A 21,176-nucleotide genomic window follows, 5' to 3' on the forward strand; every position below is an offset into this window, starting at 1 on the left:
GGCCATTTCTCTTTGGTTACTTTCTCTTTGGGCCAGCAAAGAGAAAGTGACCCGGGCGCCGGCAGGCGTCCGGAATGCCCGCTGCATAAGCGGCCAGGTCGCGTCACCGCAAAAACCAGGCGATCCCGCAAAAGAATCCCGCCCTACGCCGAAATAGCGAGCAACCCAAAATGCCCACTGCATAAGCGCCCAAATAGCGCCACCGCGAAAACCAGATCAAATCAGCCAGCGCGACGCACCAGATACTGCACGGAGAACAACTCCTCCGGATCCAGCCAAACCTTGGCCACCTCAAGCCCCGCCTTATGCGCCATCGCGGCGAAATCCTCCGGCGAATACTTGCAGCTGTACTCCACCAGCATCGCCTCGTCCTCGCCGAAACTCGCCAGCATCCGCCCCACCCGCACCTTCTGCTCGCAGGTACTGATGATGTGCGTCTCGATGCGCCCGGCCAGCGGGTTGTAATGCGCGCGGTGGCGATATGCGTCGAGGCGGAAATCGCTGCCCAGCTCGCGGTTGAGGCGTGCCAGCATATTGAGGGTGAACTCGGCGGTGACGCCGGCCTCGTCGTTGTAGGCAGCCTCGATGCGCGCGGCGTCCTTCTTCAGGTCCACGCCGATCAGCACGCCGCCGGCCTCGCCCATTTCGTCGCGCATGGTGCGCAGGAGCTGGATCGCTTCGCGCTGCTCGAAATTGCCGATGGTGGAACCGGGGAAGTAGATGACCGTGCGGCGCGGCGCGCGCGGCGGGATCGGCAGGCGCAGCGGGCGGGTGAAGTCGGCATGCAGCGGCTGCATCGGCAGCGACGGGAAACGCGCGGACAGGCGCTGCACACTGGCGGCCAGCGCTTCGGAGGCGATTTCCACCGGCACGTAGCACACCGGCGAGACCAGGTGCTCCAGCAGCTGGCGCGTCTTCACCGCATTGCCGCTGCCGTATTCGACCAGGCGCACGTCCGGCCCCAGCGTGCGGGCGATGTCGCCGGCATGCGCTTCGAGCAGGGCGATCTCGGCGCGGGTGAGGTAGTACTCCGGCTGCTCGCAGATCTGCTCGAACAACTCACTGCCGCGCTCGTCGTAGAACAGCCAGGACGGCAGGCGCTTGGGCTGCGCGCGCAATCCGCGCTGCACGATTTCCAGCAGTTCGCTGGCGGGTGGGCGACGGTCGTCGTCGCGGGGTTCCAGGGCTTGCAGGCTCATTGTTGTTGTCTCGCTTACCGGTCGCGTGCCAGGCGCAGGCCGGCGAACTGCCAGCGCGCCTGGGCGGGGAAAAAGTTGCGGTAGCTGGCGCGGATATGCTCGCGCGGCGTGGCGCAGGAGCCGCCGCGCAGCACCCATTGGGCGTTCATGAACTTGCCGTTGTATTCGCCCAGCGCACCGGGCAACGGCTGGAAGCCGGGATAGCTGACGTAAGGCGAGGCGGTCCATTCCCACACGTCGCCGTACATCTGCAGCAGGCCTTCGCCGCTGGCGGCGCGCGGCGCTTGCGCGCGCTCGTCGAGCAGGTTGCCGTGCACCGGTTGGGTGGAGGCCGCGCTTTCCCATTCCGCTTCGCTGGGCAGGCGCGCGCCGGCCCAGCGCGCGAACGCGTCGGCTTCGAAATAGCTGAGCTGGGACACCGGCGCGGCGGGATCGAGCGCACGGATGCCGCCGAGGCCGTAGGCGCTGTCGAGGTCGTCCTGCCAGTACAGCGGATGCTGCCAGCCTTCCGCCTGCACCGTGGCCCAGCCATCGGAAAGCCACAGCGCGGGTTCGCGATAGCCGCCGTCCTGCACGAACAGGCGGAATTCCTCGTTCGTCACCGGGCGGTTGGCAAGCGCATGCGCCTGCAGCAGGGTGCGGTGCCGCGGGCCTTCGTTGTCGAAGGAAAAGCCATGGCCGTCGTGGCCGATCTCGACGATGCCCTCGCGGCCGTCGATGTAGCGCATCGATTCGGCGGGCACACGGTGTTGCGCGGACGGCAGCGCTGCGTCGTAGGCCGGATGCAGCGGGTTGCACCACAGCGCGTGCTGAATGTCGGTGAGCAGCAGTTCCTGATGCTGCTGTTCGTGCTGCAGGCCGAGTTCGACGATGGCTGCGCCTGCGGCGTCGAGGCCGGATTCGATGCGCTGCGCCACCGCGTCTTCGATGCGCCGGCGATAGTCCAGCACCTCGTCCAGGCTGGGACGCGACAGCAGGCCGCGGCGCGGACGCGCATGCATCGGGCCTACCGTCTGGTAGTAGGAGTTGAGCAGGTAGTGCCACTCGGGATGCGGCGGATGCCAGGCCGGATCGCGGGCGAGCAGGAACTGCTCGAAGAACCACGTGGTGTGCGCCAGATGCCATTTGGCCGGACTGGCGTCGGGCATCGACTGCACCATCATGTCCTCGGCGCTGAGGCCGGCCGACAAGCCGAGGGTGCGGCTGCGCACGCGATGGAAGCGCTGCGCCAGCGACTCGGCGCGCGAGGCGAGATCCGACAGGCTCACGCGGGCCTCCGTTGCAACGAAATGCCCCGTCGAACGTTATAGGAAGGGCTTGGCGACTCGAGGACCCGCATCCAGATACCTTGCCGTAGCAACCGTTCAATTTCCGTGATCCGGCGATGGCAAAGGCTTGACACGCGGCGGCCGGGCGGCGCTCAAATGCGCGCGCACGACGTCGGTGGTTTCACCAGGCAAGGGCCCCGGCAACGGGCAGCACTGTCACCCCTAGAGGTACCCCTATGAAAACCGTCACCGCCATGTTGCTGCTTGCGATGACCACCGCCACCGGCATGGCTCATGCCGACGGTCCGGCACCCGAGCGCCAGCCGATGCGTCCGGTCAGCGAATGCCTGCGTCCGGATCGCGTCAACGAATGGTATGTCGTGGACAACCGCACCGTGATCGCACGCACCGGTCCGGACCGCTACCTGGTCAAGCTCACCGCCGACTGCCCGCGCTTAGGCATCGGCCAGCAATTGCTGTTCCGCGCCAACGACTCCAACCGCGCGGCCGGCCTGGGCGCGGTCTGCGGCGAGGTGGGCGAAAGCGTGATCTCGCGCGACCAGCCGCCCTGCGCGATCCAGTCGGTGAGCAAGATCGACAAGGCGAAATTCGAGAAGCTGGAAAAGCACGCGTCGCAGCACGGCTTCCTCAGCAACGGCGGCACGCCGCCGACGCGGCCATGACGGACGCGCCATGAAACGAAAGAGCCCGGCTTAAGCCGGGCTCTCTTTTTGCGCATCGCGGCGGAATCAATCGCCGTCGTAATAGCGGCTGGTGCGATAGCCGTCGCTGTAGTAGCCGCGCTCTTCGTACACGCGGCGCACGTACACCGGACGTTCCACCACCACCGGTTCGTCGTAATACACCACGCGCGGGGCCGGACGATAGTAGACAGGCGGCGCGTAGTAACCACCGGCGTAATAGCCGCCGCCGTAATACGGGTGGCGATAGTGACCGCGGTAGCCGTCGGAGTAGCCGATGCTGACACCCGGCAGATTGACGCCGATACCCACGCTGACGTGGCTGCGGGCGAAGGACGGGGCGGCGGCCGCGCAACCCAGCAGCACGGCGGCGGCAAGGACCACGCGCTTGAGGCTGGAAGGCTTCGACTTGTTCATGGCTTTCGGTCTCCGAGAGAGCGGCGGCAACGGTGCGGGCGGTCCGGGAAAGGGTGGTGCGGAGGGCCGTTCCGGCGTTGTCTGCCGGTGCTCATGCTCGGGCCGGAGGGCTGAATCCGGACTGAGCATTTTCACCCCGTTTTCCTAGCGTTTACCCCGGTTGTGAATATGCCGCACGCTGTCGCCCCAGGGCGACTCTTCGGCGCGCAGGCGCAGCACCCAGCAGCCGTGGATATCGGCCCGGCGGGCGAAGTCGAACGGGATGCTGGCAGCGCTCCAGTCCTCGATCTCGAAGCGCTCTTCCAGCGCCGCGCGATCCAGCGTGAAGCGGCGGAAATTGTTGGAGAACACGATCACCCCGTCGCCCGCCAGCCGGTCCGCGCAGGCCAGCAGCAGGCGGGCATGGTCGCGCTGCACGTCGAAGTCGTCGGCCCGCTTGGAATTGGAGAAGGTCGGCGGATCGACGTAGATCAGCCCGTAACGCTCGCGTTCGTGGCGCAGGAACTCCATCGCGTCGGCCTGCATCAGCCGGTGCTTCGTCCCGGTGAATCCGTTCAGGGCGAGATTGCGCGAAGCCCAGTCCAGATAAGTGCCGGACAGATCCACGCTGGTGGTGTCGCGCGCCCCGCCCGCCGCCGCGTAGACGCTGGCGGTGGCGGTATAAGCGAACAGGTTCAGGAAGCGCCGCCCCTCGGCCAGCTCGCGCAGGCGCGCGCGGACCAGGCGGTGGTCCAGGAACAGTCCGGTATCCAGGTAGTCGGTGAGATTGACCAGGAACTGCAGGCCGCCCTCCTCCACCGGGACGAACTCGCCGCGCTGGTCGAACTGCCCGTACTTGGAACCGCCCTTGCCGCGCTCGCGCGTCTTCAGCGCCACGCGATCGCGCGGCACGCCGAACACTTCGCCGGCCACGCGCACGATCTCGCGCAGGCGCAGCCGCGCGGTCTCGGCGGGAATGTCGGCCGGCGCGCGGTATTCCTGCACGTGCAGCCACTGGCCGCCCTTGGCGTCGCCGTAGACGTCGATGGCCGCCGCGTATTCCGGCAGGTCCTGGTCGTAGGCGCGCCAGCAATGGATGGCTTCGCGTTCCAGCCGCTTGCGCAGATGGCGGACGTTCTTCTCCAGGCGGTTCTTCAGCATCTGCGCGCCGGCCGACAGCGGCTTGGCTTCGCGCGGCGTGTCGCCGGCCGCGCGCAGCTCGAACAGCAGCAGCACGGTTTCCAGCGCGCCGTTGTACAGCGCGTATTTCTTGTTCGCGCGCAGCGGAATGGCCTGGCCCAGTTCGGCATCGCCGGCCAGCACGGCGGCATGCCAGCCGGCGAAGCGCTGCTTCAGCGTTTCGCCCAGCGCGCGGTACAGCTTGGGCATCGCCTCGCGCGCGCCCAGGCGCTCGCCGTAGGGCGGATTGGTGATGACCAGGCCACGCTCATAGCCGGGCGGTGGCGCCACGTGCAGCGCATCGTGGCGGTCCAGGGTGAGGAAACCGGCCACGCCGGCCTCCTGCGCGTTGCGCTTGGCGGTCTGCACCATGCGCGGGTCGGAGTCGCTGCCGAAGAAGCACGGGCGCAGCGTGCGCAGGCCGGTTTCGGCGCGGGTGCGCGCTTCTTCCAGCAAGCTGCGCCACACCGCGATGTCGTGGCCGAGCCAGCCGAGGAAACCGAAATATTCGCGGCGCAGGCCCGGCGCCACGTCGGCGGCCATCAGCGCGCCTTCGATCAGCAAAGTGCCGGAGCCGCACATCGGATCGAGCAGCGCGCCGCCCTGCGCATACATGGCGGGCCAGCCGGCGCGGACCAGCATCGCGGCGGCGAGGTTTTCCTTCAGCGGCGCGTCGCCCTGCATTTCGCGCCAGCCGCGGCGGTGCAGCGGCGCGCCGGCGAGGTCCAGCGACAGCGTGGCGCGGTCGCGGCGCAGGCGCAGGTGGATGCGCACGTCGGGTTCGTCCGTATCCACGTCCGGACGCGAGCCGTCGCGTTGGCGGAACTGGTCGACCACGGCGTCCTTCACGCGCAGCGCGATGAACTGGCTGTGGGTGAGCTTGCTCTGCGCGGTCACCGCCTCCACCGCCAGGGTGCCGTGAGCGGCCAGGTGTTTCGACCAGTCGATGGCTTCCACGCCGGCGTACAGCGCGTCGCCGTCCGCCGCGTCGAATTCCGCCAGCGGCAGCAGCACGCGGCTGGCCAGGCGCGACCACAGGCAGGCGCGGTAGGCGATCTCCAGCGGGCCGGAGAAGTACACGCCGGCCAGCGCCTCGCGCACGTCTTCGGCGCCCAGCGCGGCCAGTTCGTCGCGCAGCAGGTATTCCAGGCCCTTGGGGCAGGTGGCGAAGTAGGCGCTCACTGGACGCCCGCCATGCGGTCGAGGGACGCGCTGTCGAGGGTCGGGCTGCCGAGGGTCAGACCGTCGAGGAACAGGCGGAACTGCGCGCCGATGGTGTCGACGCTGGAGCTCAGGCGGTGGTCGCCGTCCAGCACCAGCAGCGGCAGGCTGCGGCGGCGGGCGAAGTCGTGCAGGTCGTCCAGCGGGCACAGTTCGTCGTGCCAGCCGTGGATCAGCAGCGTCGGCACGTCCTGGCGCAGGTCGAAGGCCGCCTGGTAGCCGGGAATGGCCACCGGCGTGGCCAGCAGGAACAGGCCGGCCACCGGCCGCTCCAGCGAAGCCAGGCCCGAAGCGAACGCGCCCATGCTGGAGCCGACCAGCACCGGCGGCGCCTCCAGCGCGTCGATGGCCGCGCGCAGGCGCGCCACCCGCGGCGCCACCGAGGCGGCGTAGCCGTGGTGGTCGTCTTCGCGGTAATCGGGCCGCTGCGTGGACCAGCCCAGCGATTCGGCGATGGCGGCCAGCGCGCTGACCTTGGTGGCATCCGGGCCGGAATCCGAACCGTGGGAAAGAATGATCTGGCCGCGCATCGCGGTCTCCAACGAGCAGGTACAAGGCGCCCATGATACCGGGCCGCATGCGAGACTCGCCGGCATGAACATCCGCGACCACTTTCTTCCGTACGTCGATCTCCTCCCCGAACGCCCCGCCGACGCCGTCGAACTGGTGGTCATCCACTGCACCGAACTGCCGGATCTGGCCACCGCCCGCGAATACGGCGAGCGCATCGTGCACGACAGCGGCACCGGCAACAGCGGCCACTACTACATCGACCGCGACGGCTCGACCTGGCGCTACGTGCCCGGCACCCGCGTGGCGCACCACGTGCGCGGCTTCAATCCGCATTCGATCGGGATCGAGCTGGTCAACCGGGGCCGCTATCCGGACTGGTGGCACGCCGGCAACCAGACCATGACCGAACCCTACCCGGCCGCCCAGATCGACGCCCTGCGCGCCCTGCTGGCCCAGCTGCGCAGCGAATTCCCCCGGCTGCGCGATATCGCCGGCCACGAGGACCTCGACCTGGCCCGCCTGCCGGCCAGCGACGACCCCGGCCGCGAAGTGCCGCGCAAGCTCGACCCCGGTCCGATGTTCCCCTGGGACCAGGTGCTGGCCGGCAGCGGCCTGCACCGCCTGCCGGCGCGGCCGGTCCAGGAGTTAAGGGGGAAGGGGTGAAGGGCCCGGCGCGGCTATAATTCACGGCGCGGGCCGCCGGCCCGATTCCCCCTTGGATTGCTTAGACATGACGGAAAACCACGTCCGCGAGCTGGTCGACCTGCTGCAGCTCGAACGCCTGGAAGACAACCTGTTCCGCGGCCAGAGCCGCGACATCGGCACGCGCTTCGTGTTCGGCGGGCAGGTGCTGGGCCAGGCGCTGTCGGCCGCGCAGCAGACGGTCGACGGCTCGCGGGCGGCACATTCGCTGCACGCCTATTTCCTGCGCGCCGGCGATATCGACGCGCCGATCGTCTACAGCGTGGAGCGCACGCGCGACGGCGGCACGTTCTCCTCGCGCCGGGTGGTGGCGATCCAGCACGGCCAGCCCATCCTCAACGGCTCGATCTCGTTCCAGATCGAGGAAACCGGCTTCGAGCACCAGACCGCCATGCCCGAAGTGCCGGCGCCGGAAGACATCGCGCCGATGCAGCCGCTGCCGCCGGACAAGCTGGCCAAGCTGCCGGAGAAACTGCAGCGCTGGCTGGGCCTGGAAGCGCCGATCGAATTCCGCCACGTGTGGCCGCAGGACAAGCTGCACCCGAGCAAGCGCCCGCCCTACCAGCACATCTGGTTCCGCGTGGCCGCGCCGGTGGGCGATTCGGACGTGCTGCACCGCGCCCTGCTCGCCTACGCCTCGGACTTCAACCTGATCGGCACCGCCACCCTGCCGCACGGCATTTCGTACTACACGCACAACGTGCAGATGGCCAGCCTGGACCACGCGCTGTGGTTCCACCGCCCGTTCCGCGTGGACGAGTGGCTGCTGTATTCGTTCGACAGCCCCACCGCGCAGGGCGCGCGCGGGCTGGCGCGCGGGCAGATCTTCAGCCGCGACGGGCGGCTGGTGGCCTCGACCGCGCAGGAAGGCCTGATCCGGCTGCGCCCCTGAGCCGACGGAGTAACATCGCCCCATGCGCCAGATCTATACCTCGCCCCGTCCCGAAAACATCGACCGCGTCGCCGCCATGCTCGGCGAGCACGGCATCGAATGCTCGATCGAGAACCGCTCCAACTGGAACAAGCGAAGCTACGAGCGCTTCAGCTACTCCCAGCGCAAGGAAAACCGCGACCGCTGGGAACAGGTCTGGATCAGCAAGGCCGACGACTACACCCGCGCCCGCACCCTGCTGCGCGAGCTGGGCATCGAACCGGTGATCCGCCACGCCGAGGAACTGGCCCTGGCCCGCAACCCCAGCCCCGAGGCGCGCCGCGGCAGCGTCGCCAACCGGGTGCGCCGGATCGTGATGCTGGCGGTGGCCGGCGCCTTCGTGGTGGTGATGCTGCGCTACATGGGGGTGATCTGACCCGGTAGCGGCCTAGGCACCGTCCTACACCGTATGGACGGGCCCGGTGCAGCGGATTTGAGACGCTTGTCACGGCAAGCCGCCTCGGACGTAGAATCTGCCATGCGCTCCGATCGCGTCCGCCTCTTCCAGACCCTGCCCCACGCCTGCGGGTATTTCCCCGACCGCACGGCGCAGAACCTGGTGATCGATCCGGCGGCCCCGCACCTGGACCAGCTGTACGGGCCGGCGCTGGAACGCGGCTTCCGCCGCGCCGGCGGGCATCTGTACTTCCCCTACTGCAGCAGCTGCCGGGCCTGCACGCCCTGCCGCATCGACGTGGAACGCTTCCGCCCCAGCCGCTCGCAGCGGCGCTGCCTGAAGCGCAATGCCGACCTGCAGGTGGTGGAATCCATGGCCGGCTACAACAGCGAGCGCCACGCGCTGTACGAGCGCTACCTGCGCCAGCGCCATCCCGGCGGCGGCATGGACGAGGCCGACGCCAGCGACTTCCGCCGCTTCCTTACCGCGCCGTGGAGCCCCACCCTGTTCCTGGAACTGCGCCAGGGCCCGCGCCTGCTCGGCGTGGCGGTGACCGACGTGTCGCTGCACGGCCTGTCGGCGGTCTATACCTTCTTCGAGCCGGACGAGACCGAGCGCAGCCTGGGCACCTTCGCCATCCTGCAGCAGGTGGAACTGGCGCGCCGCCGCGGCATTCCGTGGATCTACCTGGGCTTCTGGATCGAAGGCCATCCGAAGATGGACTACAAGCGCCACTTCCAGCCGCTGCAGATCCGCACCGTCGACGGCTGGGTGGACATGCCGTAGGTTGGGGTGAGCCGCAGGCGAACCCCAACATCGCCACGCTCTAACGCATCGTATCGTTGGGGTTCGCCTGCGGCTCACCCCAACCTACGCCTGCGGGACGTAGCCCTCCGGATACGGAAACAGCTTCACCAGCGGCACCGAGATGCCGTCGTCGCCCATCACGCGGCAATGCGTGCGGTCCAGTTCGCGCGGCTCTTCCACGCCGCAGCTGTGCGCGATGATGCCGACCTCGCGCATCACGTTGGTGGCGTAGTGATAGACGCGCTCGCTCTTGTCGGTCACCACCAGGCCGCGCTGCAGCTTGGGGTTCTGCGTGGTGATGCCGGTGGGACAGGAATTGCGGTTGCACTGCAGCGACTGGATGCAGCCCAGCGCCAGCATGAAGCCGCGCGCCGAATTGACGAAGTCCGCGCCCATCGACAACGCCCACGCCACGTCGTAGGCGGTGATGCACTTGCCCGAGCAGATCACCTTGATGCGCTCGCGCAGGCCTTGCGTGATCAGCGTGTTGATCAGCGCCGGCAGCGCTTCGCGCAGCGGCAGGCCGACGCCTTCCATCAGGGTCTGCGGCGCGGCGCCGGTGCCGCCTTCGGAGCCATCGACGATGATGAAGTCCGGCGCGCTCTCGATGCCGCGGCGGCGCACCTCCTCGCACAGCTCGCCGATCCATTCCATGCCGCCGAACACCGCCTTGAAGCCGGTGGGCTTGCCGGTGAGTTCGCGGATATGCGCGATCGCATCCATCAGCTCGCGCACGTTGCCGATGTCGAGGTGGCGGTTGGGGCTTTGCGAGTCCTCGCCCACCGCGATGCCGCGGATCGCCGCGATCTCCGGCGTCACCTTGGCGCCCGGCAGCAGGCCGCCCATGCCGGGCTTGGCGCCCTGGCCCAGCTTGATGCTGACCATCTTCACCTGCGGGTGCCTGCAGATGTCCAGCAGCTTCTGGTCGTCCAGCTTGCCCTCCGGCGTGCGCACGCCGTACTTGGCGGTGCCGATCTCGAACACGATGTCGCAGCCGCCTTCCAGATGGTACGGCGCCAGTCCGCCCTCGCCGGTATCCATCCAGATGCCGGCCTTGGCCGCGCCGATCGACAGCGCGCGCACCGCCGGCGCGGACAGCGCGCCGAAGCTCATCGCCGAGATGTTGAAGAACGAGGAATGGCTGTACGGCTCGCGCGCATACGGGCCGAGCGTGATCGGCTTGGGCACGACGTGGCTCTGGCCCAGCGAGGGGAACGGCGCATTGACGAAGAACGGCAGGCCTTCGGCGTGCAGGTCGCGGGTGGAGCCGAAGGCGTTGGTGTTTTCCACGTCCTTGGCCGCGCGGTACACCCACATGCGCTGCGCGCGGTTGAACGGCATTTCCTCGCGGTCGCTGGAATACAGGTACTGGCGGAAGAATTCGCCCAGGTGCAGGAACCAGTAGCGGAAGTGGCCGATCACCGGGAAGTTGCGCAACACCGAGTTGGAGGTCTGGTTGCGGTCCACCAGCCACACCACCAGCACCACCATCACGCCGATCGCCAGCAGCAGCAGGAACAGCGCCGCGAAGGTCTCCACGATCACTACCAGCCAATGCGCAAATGCCGAGGACTGCATGCCTGCTCCCTGCCGGGTTGGTGCGGCCGGCGCCGCACTGTCGGGTTGGTTGAATCCGCCGATCCTCGCACAATCGCCGGGCGGAAAAACGCTTCCGGCCACCGGCCCGGAAACGCAAAAAGCCGCGCCGCCCGTAAGCGCCCCGCAAGCCTTGTCCCAGCCCATTTCCGGTCTCGCTGCATTGCGCATTGACGACAGCCTTAAGTCGGCATTCACTGTCATCCAAGCCGTCCCCACGGATACGCATATGCGACTGAAGACCGCCAAGCTATTGCTGGTGCTGTTGCTGTTGCCGTGTCCCGTCGCCGGGACCATGGCCGCCGACAGCGCGCCCGGCAACTCCGCCGACACCACCTGGATGAGCGTCCTGCTGGGCGGCCGCAAGATCGGCCACCTGCGCATCGACCGCGCCACCGCGCAAGGCACGGTGACCACCACCCAGACACTGTCGATCCTGCTCAACCGCAGCGGCAAGAGCATCCCGCTGAGCAACATGATCCGCAGCGTGGAAAGCACCGCCGGCCAGCCGCTGGGCTTTGCCACCCGCACCTCGATGTCCGCCATGGACAGCACGGTGAACGGCGAGCGCCAGGCCGACGGCTCGTTCCGCATCACCACCACGGTGGGCGGCGCCACGCGCTACGCCTATATCCCCTGGCCGGGCCAGGCCCTGCTCAACGACGCCCAGCGCCGCACCATGCTCGACGCCGCGAAGCAGCCGGGGCTGCGCTACCGCATGGCGATGTTCGACCCCGCCACCCAGCAGGTGATGGACGTGGCGGTGGAAGTGATGGGCAACGAGCCGGTCGACCTGCCCGGCGGCACCGAGACGCTCAGCCACCAGCGCCAGCGCCTGCACCAGGACCGCGGCGACCAGATCCTGGACCTGTGGCTGGACAGCCAGGGCCGCGCCCGCAAGGGCATCATCTCGATGCTCGGACGGCAGCTGGAAATGATCGCCTGCGACCAGGCCTGCGCGCTGGCGCCGGAGCAGGACGTGGACATGTTCCGCGCCGCCATGGTCGATTCGCCGCGGCCGCTCACGCCGAACCTGCGCGATTCCTTCCTGCGCTACCGGCTGACCATCGAAGGCGACATCGCCGCGCCGATCATCAACACCGACGAACAGCGCGTGCTGCACCTGGGCGGCCACGACTGGCAGATCGACATCGGCAACGCCTACGCCGGCGGCCAGGCGCCGCCGCAGCCGGAGGACCTGCGCGCCAACGACTGGCTGCAATCCGACGCGCCGGCGATCCGCGCGCTGGCCGCCGAAGCCGTCGGCACCGCGGTCGACAACCGGCAGAAGATGCGCCGGCTGCGCAGCTTCGTCAGCCACTACATCACCCAGCACGGCCTGGACATCGGCTACGCCTCGGCGCTGGAAGTGGTGAACACGCGCCAGGGCGACTGCACCGAATACGCCGTGCTGCTGGCCGCGATGGCGCGCGCCCAGGGCATTCCGGCGCGGGTAGTCACCGGCATGGTCTACGCCGACCGCTACGCCAGCACCTCGCGCGTGTTCGTGCCGCACGAATGGGTGCAGGCCTGGGTGGACGGGCGCTGGCAAAGCTACGACGCGGCGCTGCGCCGCTTCGACAGCACGCATATCGCGCTGGACACCGGCGACGGCGACCCCTGGCATTTCTTCGCCGTCACCAACCTGTTCAACGCCATGCAGATCGTCGACGTGATGCCCTCGTGGGAGTTCATGAGCACGGCCCCGGTGGTGGCGGCACCGGCCGCCCCGGTGGGCAACGGGGGCGGTGGCAGCCACTAGGCACTTGCAAGTGACATCATTTTGATATCAGATACCTCCCATCCAAGGGAGGTATCACCATGAATGAGCGTCAGGGTTTTTCGCTTGCCGGTATCCCGTTCGTCGGTTTCTGCCTGCTGCTGGGCGCCTTCGGCATCTGGCTGGTACTCAGCTCGGCCGGCCACCAGCCGCCGCTGGCCGGCTTCTTCGGCGGCGTGGTCGTGCTGGTGTTCACCGCGTTCCTGCTGAAGGGCTTCTTCCAGGTCGCGCCGAACGAAGGCCAGGTCATGCAGCTGTTCGGCAAGTACGCCGGCACGGTGCGCACGGAAGGGCTGCGCTGGACCAATCCGTTCTTCACCCGCCGGCGCGTCTCGCTGCGCGTGCGCAACTTCGAGAGCGGCAAGCTCAAGGTCAACGACAGCGACGGCAATCCGATCGAGATCGCCGCGGTGGTGGTGTGGCAGGTGGTGGATACGGCCGAGGCGGTGTTCCAGGTCGACGACTACGAGAACTTCGTGCATATCCAGAGCGAGTCAGCGCTGCGCCAGATGGCGCAGAACTACCCCTACGACGCGCACGACGACGGCAAGCCCTCGCTGCGCAGCCACGGCGAAGTGATCAACAACCATCTGCGCGACGAGATCCAGGCGCGCCTGGACAAGGCCGGCGTCAGCGTGATCGAGTCGCGCATCAGCCACCTCGCCTACGCCCAGGAAATCGCCCAGGCCATGCTGCAGCGCCAGCAGGCCAGCGCCATCGTGGCGGCGCGCGGACGCATCGTCGAAGGCGCCGTCGGCATGGTCGCCATGGCGCTGGACAGCCTGCGCCAGCAGGGCGTGGTGGAACTGGACGAAGAGCGCAAGGCGGCCATGGTCAGCAACCTGCTGGTGGTGCTGTGCGGCGACCGCGCCACGCAGCCGGTGGTCAACGCCGGCACGCTCTACGGCGGCTGAGCGAGTCGCGCGTGCCGGCCGAAAAGAAAGCCTATCCGCTGCGCATCAGCCCCGCCGTGCTGGAGGCGATGCAGCGCTGGGCCGACGACGACTTGCGCAGCGTCAACGCGCAGATCGAATACGTACTGCGCGAAGCGCTGCGCAAGAGCGGACGCCTCAAGGCCGGCCAGGCCGCGCCGGTGGCGGACGATCAGGACGATCCCACGTAAATCCACGCAATCCGACACCGACAGGAACAGGGGAACCGCACCATGAAGAAGTCGCTGGCAGTCATCGTCTGCCTGGGTATCTGCTTGTCCGCCGCGGCGGGCGCGCGTGCCGAATCGCCGTGCGAAACCGCCTCGGCGCATCTGCTCGACGCGCTCGACAAAGGCGACTACGCCGGCGCCACCGGCGATTTCAACGACACCATGAAGGCCAGGCTGCTGCCGGAAAAACTCGGCCAGATCTGGCCGGCGGTGGCGCAGCAGTTCGGCGAGCGCGGGGCGCGCGACGCGGCGACCGTGGTGCCGGCCGGCGATCTCACCGTCGTGCTCACGCCGCTGCATTACGGCCAGAGCACGATCGACTCCAAGGTCACCTGCGATGCGCAAGGCAAGGTGGCCGGGTTCTTTATCCAACCGCATCACTGAGCGAGGACATCGCCATGACCGCCCTGCCCGCTGCACCGCTACCACGCTTGAAGCTGGCCTTGCTGCTGGGGTTGGCAGCGGTCATCGCAACGCTCGCGCTGCTGCCCTACGTATTCGGCGTGCTGATGCCGCTGCAGCGTGGCGGCGCGCACATGTCGCACCTCACCGTAGCGGGGTTGGTACTGCTTCAGTACGGCCCACCCAGCTTCATCTTTGCCTGGCTCGGATTGTGGTTCGGCGAGCGCTACGGCTTGACCGCGCCCTGGCTGCGCGCCTGGGTCTATCGCCAGCCGCCGCCGCGGTCACCGCAGCGGTGGTGGTGGGCGATCCTGCTGGGCATCCTCAGCGCCCTGCCCACCATCGCCATCACCACCGACTGGCAGCAGCTCGGCCATCCATCCGCGGCGCAGATGCTGGACTGGGCATGGCGCGGCGCACTGGCGATGTTCCAGGGCGGCATCACCGAAGAGATCATGTGCCGCCTGTTCACCATGAGCCTGCTGGTGTGGCTGATGGCGCGCCTGGGTGGCGGCGTACGGCCATGGATGTTCATCGTCGCCATCGTAGTTGCGGCCTTGCTGTTCGGCGCCCTGCATCTTCCTGCCGCCGTCAGCCTCGGCATGGCCGGCAGCCCGCTGGCCATCGTCCGCATCGTGCTGCCCAATCTGATCGTGGGCCTGCCCTGCGGCTGGCTGTTCTGGAAATACGGACTGGAACACGCGATGGTCGCGCACTTCGCCGGAGATTTCGTGTTGCACGTCGGCTCGCAACTGGTGCTGGCAGCGCTGGCCTGACACCCTCAGCCACTGCGTTTCGCGGCACCCCAGCCCAGCAGCAACCATCCCGCGATAAAAGCCACGCCGCCCAGCGGCGTGATCGCGCCGAACCAGCGCGGCGCGCCCAGCGCCAGCGCATACAGGCTGCCGCTGAACAGCACGATGCCGATGGCGAAGGCGATCACCGCGCGGCGCCGGTGCGGTGCGTCGAGCACGAACAGCGCCAGGCACAAGGCCAGCGCATGCCACACGTGGTAGTTCACGGCCGTATGCCACAACTCGGTGCCGCGTTCGTCCAGCACGCCGCGCAAGGCGTGCGCGCCGAACGCACCGAGGATCACCGCGCTGGCGCCGGCGAAACCGGCCAGCAGGCCGGCGGCGGAACTGACACTTTGTCGCATGGGAAAGGCGTCCTCGGGCTGGCGGCCGTGCCGGTGTCGTATGCTGGCGCGATGCCGATCCAGGATTCTCGCATGAAGCCCCGACGCCTCGTCCGCAGCCTGTTCCTGCTCCCCCTGCTGCTTGCTGCGCTGCTGCTGGCCGGTTGCCAGCGCAGCGACGAGCTGCCGTGGAAGCTCACCAATGTCACCGGCCATATGCCGGACCTGGACTTCAAGCTGGTCGACGACCACGGCAAGCCGGTCACCGGCGCCGACTACCGCGGCAAGGTGGTGCTGCTGTACTTCGGCTACACCCATTGCCCCGACGTATGCCCGCTCACGCTCGCGCAGCTGCACGTGGTGATGCAGCGCCTGGGTCCGCTCGCCGACGGCGCGCGCATCCTGTTCGTCAGCGTCGACCCCGCGCGCGACACACCCGACGTGATGCACGCCTACGTCAACGCCTTCGATCCGCGCGCCGTGGGCCTGTCCGGCGAACCGCGCGCGCTGGAGGCGCTGAGCAAGCGCTATCGCTCCGCGTACACGCGCGAACCGGACAAGGCCGACGGCCAGTACGAAGTGAGCCACAGCTCGGCCATCTATCTGTTCGACCGCGATGGCAAGGCGCGCCTGCTCTCCACTGCCGCCGACGCCCAGGACGACCTGGTCCACGACCTGCATCTGCTGCTCGACCCCGGAGCCAAGCCATGAACGCACGCTGCGCTTTCCTGCTCGCCGGCCTGCTGTTCGCGGGCGCGGCCAGTGCCGGCGACGCCGAGCATGTCGCGGCGAGCCGCGGCTGGATCCGCGTGATGCCCGGCGCCCTGCCCGCCGGCGGCTATGTGGTGCTGGAAAATCATGGCGACCGTCCCGTGTCGCTGCGCTCGGCCAGCAGCCCGGCCTATGCCGATGTGATGCTGCACAAGAGCAGCACCGACACCGGCATGGGCCGCATGGAAAGCGTCGACGCGCTGCCGATTCCCGCGCATGGCAAGGCGGCGCTGTCGCCCGGCGGCTATCACCTGATGCTGATGAAGGCAGCCGCACCGGTGAAGGTGGGCGACAAGGTGCGCGTCACCCTGCGCTTCGCCGATGGCAGCACGCTGGATACGGAGTTCGAGGCGAAGCCGGCGAATACGGTGGATGGTGGCGAGATGCCGGAAATGCACCACCACTGACCTAGGTTGGGGTGGCAACCCCAACATCGCTCATCTGCATGGGCACCGCATGGTTGGGGTTATCACCCCAACCTACGCTCGAGTTGCAGCTGCCGCTTGGACTTGATCCGCCCGTTGCGCGACAGGCGCACCCACTGCCGCAGCGCCAGCAGGCCGCCGATCGATTCGATCAGGGCCGCCGGCACCCACATGATCACGCCGCCCACCAGCTGACCCGTCAGCACGTTGAAGGTAAAGGCGCGGCCGCAGATCTCGAAGATCGGATAAAGATCGCTCTTGGAAAAAGTGACGATGGCGCCGGCGAGAATCTGCGGGCTCATGGTGATGGCCGGCGACAGCACGCGCACGCCGGGCGTCATCCGCCCCGGCGGACGCGGACGGTGGTCCAGCACCAGCCACCAGTAGCTCAGCCCGCTGAGCATCATCGACCAGTTCATGAAGCGGTAGATGCGCCAGTCCAGCATCGCCAGCGTCTGCATCGCCGGGATCAGCCAGATCAGGATGAAGCCGACGAACAGCACCGTGGCCACCGCCGGATTGAGCAGCACGCCGGTCACCGCGCGCCACGGCCAGGAACGCTCCAGCGGCCGCAGCGCACGCGCGCGCCACGCCAGCGGCAGGCCCGCGCGCAGCACCGTGCCCGGATACGAAGCCACCAGCAGCAGCGGCGCCAGATGATGCAGCAGCACCTGCTGGATGCGATGCATGAAGAATTCGTGCTCGGCGTAGTAATCGAAGTACGTGTGCAGCGACACGTAGACGATGGCCATGCCGGTCCAGAACGAGAGCCTGCGGCTGAAGCTCACCGGCAGGCGACGGCTGCCGCGCAGATACAGCGCGCAGATCGCCAGGAAGCTCAGCAGAAAGACCCAGGAGAACTCCCAGGGCACGATCCACTTGAGCAGGCTGGACATCATCGCGGTTCGGATCCCGGCGCACGGCAGGCGTCAAGCATAGTCCCGCCCCTTGCCGGCGGGACTGCGGCAGATGCCCGCATCATGCGCGGCGCCGGTTACGGCGCGAGCGCCGCCAGCCGTAGGCCAGGCCGAACAGCGTGACCAGGGCCGGCACCAGCACGATATTGAGGAACTTCAGGCGCAGGCCCAGCGCGTCGATCTCGGCGTTGAGCTGGTGCTGCACGTCGCGCAGCTCCTTGTTGATCGCCAGCTGCCGCTGCAGGAACTGCTCGATCTCCGCGCGCTGCTCGGTGCCGGCGTTGTCGCCGCGCGCGGCCTTGGCCGGCTGCAGCTCGGACAAGCGGCTGCGGGTGACGGCCAGCTCGCGCTGCAGCTCCTGCTTCTTGGCCAGGAACTTCTGGTCCGCCGCCGCCTGCAGCGCCAGCACGCGGGTGAACGGGCGCTGCGAGCTGGTGCGGCCATGGATCGACAGCAGCTCGGAGGAGCCGCTGAGGTTGTCCGCCAGGTTGGTGACGAAGTCGCCGTTGTTGGCCAGTGCGCTCAGCTGCAGCGGCCCGAGCAGGCTCTGCGAGTACGACACCCACAGGCGGTCGGTGAGCAGGTCGGTATCGGCCACCAGGATCACTTCGGCATTGGCCTGCGCGATAAAGCCCGGCTGCTTGGCGCGCTCCGGGAAAGCCGAGGGGAAGCTGCCGCGCACGCGCCCGGCCACCACGTAGCGGGTGTTGTCGGCCTTGTAGCCGTCCAGCAGGGCATTGGGGTCGGTGGTGGCTTCGCGCACGCGCTGCGCCGGCACCACTTCGGCGTCGGTGGTGGTCTGCATCAGCGGCAGCAGGCGCGTGGTGGCCTTGGGCGAGAGATCCAGGTAACCCACACTGGACAGATTGATGCGCTGCAGGCTCGCCGTGGTCACGTCGCCGTGGTTGAGCTCCTGGCCGGTGAGGCCGAGCATGGCCGGATGGTTGGCCGCGCTGTTGTCGGCCAGCTCGATGCGCAGCGCGCGCGAGCGGTCCAGCACCACTTTCTGCGGATCGAACTGCACGCCCCAGGCCTCGAACAGGCGCTGCAGGTCGGAGTCGTGGTCGTCGATCACGCCGTTGCTGTCGACGAAGGGCGTAGTGTCCAGTTCCGAATATGGATCGACGAAGGCCACCAGGTGGCCGCCGCGCAGCACGTACTGGTCGATCGCATACAGCGCGGCGTCGGACAGGTGCTTGGGATGGATCAGCAGCAGCACCTGGATGTCGTCGCCCACGCGATCGAGCTTGTTCGGGTCCAGCGACTTCACTTCGAACAGCTGGCCAAGCTGGCGGATCACCGTCCACGGTTCTTCGCCCAGCACCGGATTGCCCTGCACCGGCAGGCTGCTGATCACGCCGATATGCGGCTTGGCCGGCTCGTTGAGCTCGTACAACAGCTTGGCCACGTCGTATTCGAGAAAGGTCTCGCGGCCCGGATCGAACAGCGGGATGGCCAGGTTCTTGGCGCCGGGACGCGTCTCGGTGTCGGCCTCGCCGTCTTGCAGGCCCGCCAAGGTGGTGCCGACCAGGCCGAAGAACACGCGCTCGCCGTTGGTGCCGCCGCTCAGCGGACTCAACCCGCTGCCTTCGGCGGCGGCTTCGTCGTCCGAATACGGCACCGGGTCCACCACCTGCAGGCGCAGGCGGCCGTGCGAGCGCGCCACCATTTCCTGCAGCAGCTCGCGCACGCGCTGCTCGTAGCTGCGCAGCTGCGGCAGGTCGCGGGTGGAGTGCTCGGAGAAATACAGTGTGAGCCGCAGCGGCGCGCGCAGCTTGTCCACGATGCGCACGGTGCCGGGCGTGAGGGTGTAGAGGCGGTCCGAGGTGAGGTCGAAGCGCGTGGCGCGCATCCAGCGGCTGCCGGCCACGGCCAGGGTCACCGATACGGCCACCAGCAGGATCAGCAGGCCGATCACGCGCACGCGGCGGGAAAAAGTGGGACGCAGCAGGCTCATGGCGTGCGCTTCAGGTCGAGCACCAGCACGCCGGCGGTGAGCCAGGAGGCGATGCACAGCACGAAGTACAGCACGTCGCGCACGTCCAGCACGCCGCGCGCGATCGCCTCGAAGTGGCGCAGCAGGCTCAGGTGCGCCACGCCGTTGAGCAGGCGCCGCGGCACCGAGCCCTGCAGGAAATCCAGTACCTGCGGCTGGCCCGCGAGCAGCAGCAGGAAGCACACCACCATGGTGAGGATGAAGGCCACCACCTGGCTCTGCGTCAGCGCCGACAGGCAGGCGCCGATGGCGAGGAAGGAGCCGGCCATCAGCCAGCTGCCGAGATAGCCGGCGACGATCACGCCGTTGTCGGGCGAACCCAGGTAGTTCACCGTGATCCAGATCGGGAAGGTCAGCAGCAGGCCGATGCCCATGAAGAACCACGCGGCCAGGAACTTGCCCAGCATGGCCTGCGCCAGCGTCATCGGCAGGCTGAGCAGCAGCTCCAGCGTGCCGCCCTTGGCCTCTTCCGCCCACATGCGCATCGACACCGCCGGCGCCAGCAGCAGGTACAGCCACGGATGCATCACGAAGAACGGCTGCAGGTCGGCCTGGCCGCGGTCGTAGAAATCGCCGGCATAGAACGTGAGGATGCCGGCCAGCACCAGGAAGATCACCAGGAAGACATAAGCCACCGGCGTGACGAAGAAGCTGCGCAGTTCGCGGCGCGCGACCGCCATCACGGGACTCATGCGCCGGCCTCGCGCACGGGCCCGGGCCTGGACTGGCCGGTGGTGATCTGGCGGAACACTTCGTCCAGGCGGCCGCGTTCGAGCTGGATTTCCGACACCTCCAGCCCCTGCTGGCGCAGCAGCGATTCCACCGGTTCCAGGATGCGTTCGCCCGGCCGCGGAAACACGGTGATGCGGCCGTCCAGCGGATCCACTTCGATCGAGGCCACCTGCGGCAGGCGCCCCAGCATCTCCTGCGACACGCCGCTGCCCGGCGCGCTGAAGGACACCGCGCCGTGATAGCGCGAGCGCGCTTCCAGTTCCGCTGGCGTGGCGTCGGCGAGCAGGCGGCCGTTGGCGATGATCACCACGCGGTTGCACAGCGCGTGGACTTCTTCCAGCAGGTGGGTGGAAATCAGGATGGTGCGCTCGCGCGCCATGGTGTCGATCAGCTGGCGCACGGCGTGCTTCTGGTTCGGGTCCAGACCGTCGGTGGGTTCGTCCAGCATCAGTACCGGCGGGTTGTGCACGATCGCCTGGGCCAGGCCGACGCGGCGGCGCAGGCCCTTGGACAAGGTCTCGATGCAGGTGTCGAGCACTTCCTCCAGTTGCAGATGGCCGACCACTTCCTCGAAGCGCCGGAAGCCCTGGTCGGCCGGGAGACCGCGCGAGCGCACGATGAAGGTGAGGAATTCGCGCACCGTCAGCTCGCCGTAGCTGGGCGCGCCTTCGGGCAGGTAGCCGAGCGCGCGCTTGGCCTTGAGCGATTCCTTGCGCACGTCGTGGCCGCATACGCGCGCGGTGCCCGCGGTGGGCCGCAGGAAGCCGGCGATCATGCGCATCACGGTGGATTTGCCGGCGCCGTTGGGACCGAGCAGGCCCAGCACCTGTCCCGGTTCGGCGCGGAAGCTGAGCGCGTCGACCGCGGTGAGCGTGCCGTAGCGACGGGTGAGCTGTTCGGTTTCGATCATGTCCGGAGCGGAAGGAAAAACGGCGGAATGGTC

At 68.2% G+C, this 21,176-nt stretch carries 23 protein-coding genes; 12 read left to right on the plus strand and 11 right to left on the minus strand.

Translation table 11 applies throughout. The features are described from left to right. Positions 1–221: 221 nt before the first annotated feature. Both egtD and egtB read right to left on the minus strand, forming a co-directional pair. Entirely contained in the window at positions 222–1,199 is a 978-nt protein-coding gene (gene egtD / locus FHW84_RS20050) for an L-histidine N(alpha)-methyltransferase (protein WP_167257760.1), read from the minus strand. A 14-nt stretch (positions 1,200–1,213) separates the two neighbouring features. Continuing rightward, the gene (egtB, locus tag FHW84_RS20055; protein WP_343203631.1) at positions 1,214–2,467 is read right to left on the minus strand and encodes an ergothioneine biosynthesis protein EgtB; all 1,254 of its coding nucleotides are present in this window, start codon (positions 2,465–2,467) and stop codon (positions 1,214–1,216) included. 236 nt (positions 2,468–2,703) lie between these two features. Between egtB and FHW84_RS20060 the strand changes: the two genes are divergently transcribed. Continuing rightward, positions 2,704–3,150, plus strand: coding sequence for a DUF6491 family protein (locus FHW84_RS20060; protein WP_167257761.1), 447 nt, complete (start codon positions 2,704–2,706; stop codon positions 3,148–3,150). A 66-nt stretch (positions 3,151–3,216) separates the two neighbouring features. On the opposite strand, the gene FHW84_RS20065 is transcribed toward FHW84_RS20060, so the two are convergent. The 3 genes from FHW84_RS20065 to FHW84_RS20075 form a co-directional block, all read right to left on the minus strand. Further along, on the minus strand, positions 3,217–3,585 hold the full coding sequence (locus tag FHW84_RS20065) for a hypothetical protein (RefSeq protein WP_167257762.1): 369 nt from the start codon (positions 3,583–3,585) through the stop codon (positions 3,217–3,219). A 144-nt stretch (positions 3,586–3,729) separates the two neighbouring features. Then, positions 3,730–5,925: a bifunctional 23S rRNA (guanine(2069)-N(7))-methyltransferase RlmK/23S rRNA (guanine(2445)-N(2))-methyltransferase RlmL gene (gene rlmKL, locus FHW84_RS20070; RefSeq protein WP_167257763.1), complete on the minus strand. Its 2,196-nt coding sequence runs from the start codon at positions 5,923–5,925 to the stop codon at positions 3,730–3,732. Further along, the gene (locus tag FHW84_RS20075; protein WP_167257764.1) at positions 5,922–6,494 is read right to left on the minus strand and encodes an alpha/beta hydrolase; all 573 of its coding nucleotides are present in this window, start codon (positions 6,492–6,494) and stop codon (positions 5,922–5,924) included. Before FHW84_RS20075 ends, rlmKL begins: the two co-directional genes overlap by 4 nt. A 64-nt stretch (positions 6,495–6,558) precedes the next feature. Between FHW84_RS20075 and FHW84_RS20080 the strand changes: the two genes are divergently transcribed. From FHW84_RS20080 to FHW84_RS20095, 4 genes are all read left to right on the plus strand, one after another. Further along, complete coding sequence (locus FHW84_RS20080) at positions 6,559–7,140, plus strand: N-acetylmuramoyl-L-alanine amidase (RefSeq protein WP_167257765.1); 582 nt, start codon at positions 6,559–6,561, stop codon at positions 7,138–7,140. A gap of 67 nt (positions 7,141–7,207) precedes the next feature. Further along, a complete protein-coding gene (tesB, locus tag FHW84_RS20085; RefSeq protein WP_167257766.1) occupies positions 7,208–8,071 on the plus strand; it encodes an acyl-CoA thioesterase II in 864 nt (287 codons plus the stop codon). 22 nt (positions 8,072–8,093) lie between these two features. Beyond that, on the plus strand, positions 8,094–8,486 hold the full coding sequence (locus FHW84_RS20090; protein WP_167257767.1) for a hypothetical protein: 393 nt from the start codon (positions 8,094–8,096) through the stop codon (positions 8,484–8,486). Positions 8,487–8,588: 102 nt separating this feature from the next. Then, entirely contained in the window at positions 8,589–9,293 is a 705-nt protein-coding gene (locus FHW84_RS20095) for an arginyltransferase (protein ID WP_167257768.1), read from the plus strand. An 84-nt stretch (positions 9,294–9,377) separates the two neighbouring features. Here FHW84_RS20095 and FHW84_RS20100 read toward each other — a convergent pair whose 3' ends face one another. Continuing rightward, a complete protein-coding gene (locus tag FHW84_RS20100) occupies positions 9,378–10,892 on the minus strand; it encodes an FMN-binding glutamate synthase family protein (RefSeq protein ID WP_167257769.1) in 1,515 nt (504 codons plus the stop codon). Positions 10,893–11,139: 247 nt separating this feature from the next. Here FHW84_RS20100 and FHW84_RS20105 point away from each other — a divergent pair, with 247 nt between their 5' ends. Genes FHW84_RS20105 through FHW84_RS20125 form a run of 5 tightly spaced genes read left to right on the plus strand, consistent with a single transcriptional unit; the run spans position 11,140 to position 15,030 of the window. Then, positions 11,140–12,672: a transglutaminase-like domain-containing protein gene (locus tag FHW84_RS20105; protein ID WP_167257770.1), complete on the plus strand. Its 1,533-nt coding sequence runs from the start codon at positions 11,140–11,142 to the stop codon at positions 12,670–12,672. Positions 12,673–12,731: 59 nt separating this feature from the next. Then, positions 12,732–13,604: an SPFH domain-containing protein gene (locus tag FHW84_RS20110; protein ID WP_167257771.1), complete on the plus strand. Its 873-nt coding sequence runs from the start codon at positions 12,732–12,734 to the stop codon at positions 13,602–13,604. Between the two features lie 11 nt (positions 13,605–13,615). Then, positions 13,616–13,813, plus strand: coding sequence for an Arc family DNA-binding protein (locus tag FHW84_RS20115; RefSeq protein ID WP_167257772.1), 198 nt, complete (start codon positions 13,616–13,618; stop codon positions 13,811–13,813). 42 nt (positions 13,814–13,855) lie between these two features. Next, positions 13,856–14,236 (plus strand): DUF3887 domain-containing protein, encoded by a 381-nt coding sequence (locus tag FHW84_RS20120; RefSeq protein WP_167257773.1) that lies wholly within the window; start codon positions 13,856–13,858, stop codon positions 14,234–14,236. Between the two features lie 14 nt (positions 14,237–14,250). After that, a complete protein-coding gene (locus tag FHW84_RS20125; protein ID WP_167257774.1) occupies positions 14,251–15,030 on the plus strand; it encodes a CPBP family glutamic-type intramembrane protease in 780 nt (259 codons plus the stop codon). Positions 15,031–15,035: 5 nt separating this feature from the next. Here the strand turns inward: FHW84_RS20125 and FHW84_RS20130 are convergent, their stop codons facing one another. Then, complete coding sequence (locus FHW84_RS20130) at positions 15,036–15,413, minus strand: DUF423 domain-containing protein (RefSeq protein ID WP_167257775.1); 378 nt, start codon at positions 15,411–15,413, stop codon at positions 15,036–15,038. Positions 15,414–15,485: 72 nt separating this feature from the next. On the opposite strand from FHW84_RS20130, the gene FHW84_RS20135 reads away from it, so the two are divergent. Both FHW84_RS20135 and FHW84_RS20140 read left to right on the plus strand, forming a co-directional pair. Next, positions 15,486–16,103 carry an SCO family protein gene (locus tag FHW84_RS20135; RefSeq protein ID WP_167257776.1) on the plus strand — a complete coding sequence of 206 codons (618 nt, stop codon included), beginning with the start codon at positions 15,486–15,488 and terminating at the stop codon, positions 16,101–16,103. Further along, on the plus strand, positions 16,100–16,570 hold the full coding sequence (locus tag FHW84_RS20140; protein WP_167257777.1) for a copper chaperone PCu(A)C: 471 nt from the start codon (positions 16,100–16,102) through the stop codon (positions 16,568–16,570). The genes FHW84_RS20135 and FHW84_RS20140 overlap by 4 nt, the downstream gene beginning before the upstream one ends. A gap of 62 nt (positions 16,571–16,632) precedes the next feature. Here the strand turns inward: FHW84_RS20140 and FHW84_RS20145 are convergent, their stop codons facing one another. The 4 genes from FHW84_RS20145 to FHW84_RS20160 form a co-directional block, all read right to left on the minus strand. After that, positions 16,633–17,487, minus strand: a complete 855-nt coding sequence (locus tag FHW84_RS20145; protein WP_167257778.1) for a cytochrome c oxidase assembly protein — start codon at positions 17,485–17,487, stop codon at positions 16,633–16,635. A gap of 79 nt (positions 17,488–17,566) precedes the next feature. Then, a complete protein-coding gene (locus FHW84_RS20150) occupies positions 17,567–19,462 on the minus strand; it encodes a GldG family protein (protein ID WP_167257779.1) in 1,896 nt (631 codons plus the stop codon). Then, complete coding sequence (locus FHW84_RS20155) at positions 19,459–20,193, minus strand: ABC transporter permease subunit (protein ID WP_167257780.1); 735 nt, start codon at positions 20,191–20,193, stop codon at positions 19,459–19,461. Before FHW84_RS20155 ends, FHW84_RS20150 begins: the two co-directional genes overlap by 4 nt. Beyond that, positions 20,190–21,143 carry an ABC transporter ATP-binding protein gene (locus FHW84_RS20160; protein ID WP_167257781.1) on the minus strand — a complete coding sequence of 318 codons (954 nt, stop codon included), beginning with the start codon at positions 21,141–21,143 and terminating at the stop codon, positions 20,190–20,192. The genes FHW84_RS20155 and FHW84_RS20160 overlap by 4 nt, the downstream gene beginning before the upstream one ends. Positions 21,144–21,176 lie beyond the last annotated feature (33 nt).

This window comes from Dyella sp. SG562, from assembly GCF_011759495.1.
In the GTDB taxonomy this organism is placed as follows: domain Bacteria; phylum Pseudomonadota; class Gammaproteobacteria; order Xanthomonadales; family Rhodanobacteraceae; genus Dyella_D; species Dyella_D marensis.

Coding starts and splice junctions, on each gene's coding strand:
- egtD (WP_167257760.1), bottom strand. CDS start 1,199: ATGAGCCTGCAAGCCCTGGAACCCCGCGACGACGACCGTCGCCCACCC.
- FHW84_RS20060 (WP_167257761.1), top strand. CDS start 2,704: ATGAAAACCGTCACCGCCATGTTGCTGCTTGCGATGACCACCGCCACC.
- FHW84_RS20065 (WP_167257762.1), bottom strand. CDS start 3,585: ATGAACAAGTCGAAGCCTTCCAGCCTCAAGCGCGTGGTCCTTGCCGCC.
- FHW84_RS20075 (WP_167257764.1), bottom strand. CDS start 6,494: ATGCGCGGCCAGATCATTCTTTCCCACGGTTCGGATTCCGGCCCGGAT.
- FHW84_RS20080 (WP_167257765.1), top strand. CDS start 6,559: ATGAACATCCGCGACCACTTTCTTCCGTACGTCGATCTCCTCCCCGAA.
- tesB (WP_167257766.1), top strand. CDS start 7,208: ATGACGGAAAACCACGTCCGCGAGCTGGTCGACCTGCTGCAGCTCGAA.
- FHW84_RS20090 (WP_167257767.1), top strand. CDS start 8,094: ATGCGCCAGATCTATACCTCGCCCCGTCCCGAAAACATCGACCGCGTC.
- FHW84_RS20095 (WP_167257768.1), top strand. CDS start 8,589: ATGCGCTCCGATCGCGTCCGCCTCTTCCAGACCCTGCCCCACGCCTGC.
- FHW84_RS20100 (WP_167257769.1), bottom strand. CDS start 10,892: ATGCAGTCCTCGGCATTTGCGCATTGGCTGGTAGTGATCGTGGAGACC.
- FHW84_RS20105 (WP_167257770.1), top strand. CDS start 11,140: ATGCGACTGAAGACCGCCAAGCTATTGCTGGTGCTGTTGCTGTTGCCG.
- FHW84_RS20110 (WP_167257771.1), top strand. CDS start 12,732: ATGAATGAGCGTCAGGGTTTTTCGCTTGCCGGTATCCCGTTCGTCGGT.
- FHW84_RS20120 (WP_167257773.1), top strand. CDS start 13,856: ATGAAGAAGTCGCTGGCAGTCATCGTCTGCCTGGGTATCTGCTTGTCC.
- FHW84_RS20125 (WP_167257774.1), top strand. CDS start 14,251: ATGACCGCCCTGCCCGCTGCACCGCTACCACGCTTGAAGCTGGCCTTG.
- FHW84_RS20130 (WP_167257775.1), bottom strand. CDS start 15,413: ATGCGACAAAGTGTCAGTTCCGCCGCCGGCCTGCTGGCCGGTTTCGCC.
- FHW84_RS20135 (WP_167257776.1), top strand. CDS start 15,486: ATGAAGCCCCGACGCCTCGTCCGCAGCCTGTTCCTGCTCCCCCTGCTG.
- FHW84_RS20140 (WP_167257777.1), top strand. CDS start 16,100: ATGAACGCACGCTGCGCTTTCCTGCTCGCCGGCCTGCTGTTCGCGGGC.
- FHW84_RS20145 (WP_167257778.1), bottom strand. CDS start 17,487: ATGATGTCCAGCCTGCTCAAGTGGATCGTGCCCTGGGAGTTCTCCTGG.
- FHW84_RS20150 (WP_167257779.1), bottom strand. CDS start 19,462: ATGAGCCTGCTGCGTCCCACTTTTTCCCGCCGCGTGCGCGTGATCGGC.
- FHW84_RS20155 (WP_167257780.1), bottom strand. CDS start 20,193: ATGAGTCCCGTGATGGCGGTCGCGCGCCGCGAACTGCGCAGCTTCTTC.
- FHW84_RS20160 (WP_167257781.1), bottom strand. CDS start 21,143: ATGATCGAAACCGAACAGCTCACCCGTCGCTACGGCACGCTCACCGCG.